General features: G+C 51.4%; 2 tRNA genes and 2 rRNA genes. All 4 read left to right on the top strand.

Going from position 1 to position 2,908, the window contains the following annotated elements:
• Positions 1 to 96, top strand: a 16S ribosomal RNA gene (locus H7U17_RS20520); the annotation flags it as partial.
• 54 nt (positions 97 to 150) lie between these two features.
• A tRNA-Ile gene (locus H7U17_RS20515) sits at positions 151 to 224 on the top strand.
• Positions 225 to 264: 40 nt separating this feature from the next.
• Positions 265 to 338 (top strand) — tRNA-Ala (locus H7U17_RS20510).
• Between the two features lie 108 nt (positions 339 to 446).
• A 23S ribosomal RNA gene (locus H7U17_RS20505) occupies positions 447 to 2,908 on the top strand; the annotation flags it as partial.

Below are 2,908 nucleotides of genomic sequence, written 5' to 3'. Positions count from 1 at the left end.
GTAACCGTTAAGGAGCTGTTTAGGGTAGAACCGGTAACTGGGGCTAAGTCGTAACAAGGTAGCCGTACCGGAAGGTGCGGCTGGAACACCTCCTTTCTGGAACCGACGAGTATAGGATGATCGTCTTACGTACTTTATTTTAATATAGTTGGGCCTGTAGCTCAGGTGGTTAGAGCGCTACACTGATAATGTAGAGGTCCGTGGTTCGAGTCCACGCAGGCCCACAATACTTAAGAAAAGACTTAAGCTGAAAACAGAAATTTTGGGGGATTAGCTCAGTTGGCTAGAGCGCCTGCTTTGCAAGCAGGAGGTCATCGGTTCGACTCCGATATTCTCCACATTTAAATGATTTAGTATTGAATAAATATTAAGTCACGAAGCAGCGTAAGATTACGCTGCAGAAAAGTTCATTGACATATTGGCAAGATAATACAACAGAGTAACAAGAGTAAGTGAATAAGGGCGCACGGGGGATGCCTAGGCTCTCAGAGGCGAAGAAGGACGTGCCAAGCTGCGAAAAGCTGCGGGGATCGGCACAGGCGAATTGATCCGCAGATGTCCGAATGGGGCAACCCGGCTATTAATAGCCATCTCGAAAGAGAAGCGAACGTGGGGAACTGAAACATCTAAGTACCCATAGGAGGAGAAAACAACAGTGATTCCGTCAGTAGTGGCGAGCGAACGCGGAACAGCCCAAACCGTACATGTTACGGCATGTACGGGGTAATAGGACCTGCACAATACATATACAACGAACGGGAATTGCCTGGGAAGGCATACCGTAGAGGGTGAGAGTCCCGTACCGGTAAGTTTTGTATGTAGGCGGGTATCCTGAGTAGGCCGGGACAGGAGAAATCCCGGTTGAATTTGCCGGCACCATCCGGTAAGGCTAAATACTCCTGAGAGACCGATAGTGAACAAGTACCGTGAGGGAAAGGTGAAAAGTACCGTGAATAACGGGGTGAAATAGAACCTGAAACCGTGCGCTTACAAGCGGTCGGAGCACCTTAGTGGTGTGACGGCGTGCCTTTTGCATAATGAGCCTACGAGTTACTCCTCACTGGCGAGGGTAAGTGGTTAAGCCACGGATCCGGAGCGAAAGCGAGTCTGAACAGGGCGCCATAGTCAGTGGGGGTAGACGCGAAACTTAGTGATCTACCCATGGACAGGTTGAAGCTCCGGTAAAACGGAGTGGAGGACCGAACCGATAAACGTTGAAAAGTTTCCGGATGATCTGTGGGTAGGGGTGAAAGGCCAATCAAACTGAGAAATAGCTCGTACTCCCCGAAATGTTTTTAGGAACAGCGTCAGGGAAAGTATCACGGAGGTAGAGCTACCGATAGGACTAGGGGGAGTCACATCCTACCAAATCCTGACGAACTCCGAATGCCGTGATATTGTACTGGCAGTGAGGGCTGGGGTGCTAAGGTCCCAGTCCGAGAGGGAAAGAACCCAGACCTACCGCTAAGGTCCCCAAATATGTGCTAAGTTGAACAAAGGTGGTCCAGTTGCAGAGACAGCCAGGAGGTTAGCTTGGAAGCAGCTATTCCTTTAAAGAGTGCGTAACAGCTCACTGGTCGAGCGACAGGGCGTCGATGATAATCGGGCATCAAGCACATTACCGAAGCGTAGGATTGCATCAATGCAATGGTAGGGGAGCATTCCAATGACAGAGAAGGTACACCGTCAGGTGTGCTGGAGATATTGGAAAAGCAAATGTAGGCATAAGTAACGATAAGGCGGGCGAGAAACCCGCCCACCGATAGACCAAGGTTTCCTGATCAACGCTAATCGGATCAGGGTCAGTCGGGACCTAAGGCGAACCCGAAGGGGGTAGTCGATGGACAACGGGTTAATATTCCCGTACCGGACATACAGGCAATGGAGGGACGGAGTGATGAAAGTTCCGCCCGGTGACGGAATACCGGGTTGAAGGGTGTAGGTATTGGATGTGTAGTCAAATGCGCACTTCTAGCCGAACCTGATAGTACCGCAATCCTTCGGGAGCGCGGATAGCGGACCTAATAACTTCCAAGAAAATCTTCTAGCGTTAAGCGTATGTTTGCCCGTACCGCAAACCGACACAGGTGGTCAAGGAGAGAATCCTGAGGTGCTCGAGTGAATCATGGCTAAGGAACTCGGCAAAATGGCCCTGTAACTTCGGGAGAAGGGGCGCCTACTCATCTCAAGATGAGAGGCCGCAGTGAAAAGGCCCAGGCGACTGTTTATCAAAAACACATGGCTTTGCGAAGTGGCGACACAAAGTATAAGGCCTGACACCTGCCCGGTGCCGGAAGGTTAAGGGGGGGCGTTATCGTAAGAGAAGCGCTGAACTGAAGCCCCGGTAAACGGCGGCCGTAACTATAACGGTCCTAAGGTAGCGAAATTCCTTGTCGGGTAAGTTCCGACCTGCACGAATGGTGTAACGATCTGGGCACTGTCTCGGCCATGAGCTCGGTGAAATTGTAGTCGCGGTGAAGATGCCGCGTACCCGCAACGGGACGGAAAGACCCCATGAACCTTTACTGCAGCTTAACATTGGCATTGGGTAAACGATGTGTAGGATAGGCCGGAGGCTATGAAGGGGCGTCGCCAGGCGTTTTGGAGCCACTGTTGAAATACGGCCCTTTGTTTGCTTGGTGTCTAATCCCTGTAATAGGGAGACATTGTTTGGTGGGTAGTTTGACTGGGGTGGTCGCCTCCAAAAGAGTAACGGAGGCTTCCAAAGGTTCCCTCAGCACGCTTGGTAACCGTGCGTGGAGTGCAATAGCATAAGGGAGCTTGACTGCGAGGCCGACAAGCCGAGCAGGGTGGAAACACGGGTATAGTGATCCGGCGGTACCGTATGGAAGGGCCGTCGCTCAAAGGATAAAAGGTACTCTGGGGATAACAGGCTGATCTCCCCCAA

The organism is Echinicola salinicaeni, assembly GCF_014280965.1.
Classification (GTDB): domain Bacteria; phylum Bacteroidota; class Bacteroidia; order Cytophagales; family Cyclobacteriaceae; genus Echinicola; species Echinicola salinicaeni.
This window is presented reverse-complemented; position numbering and strand designations above follow the sequence as displayed.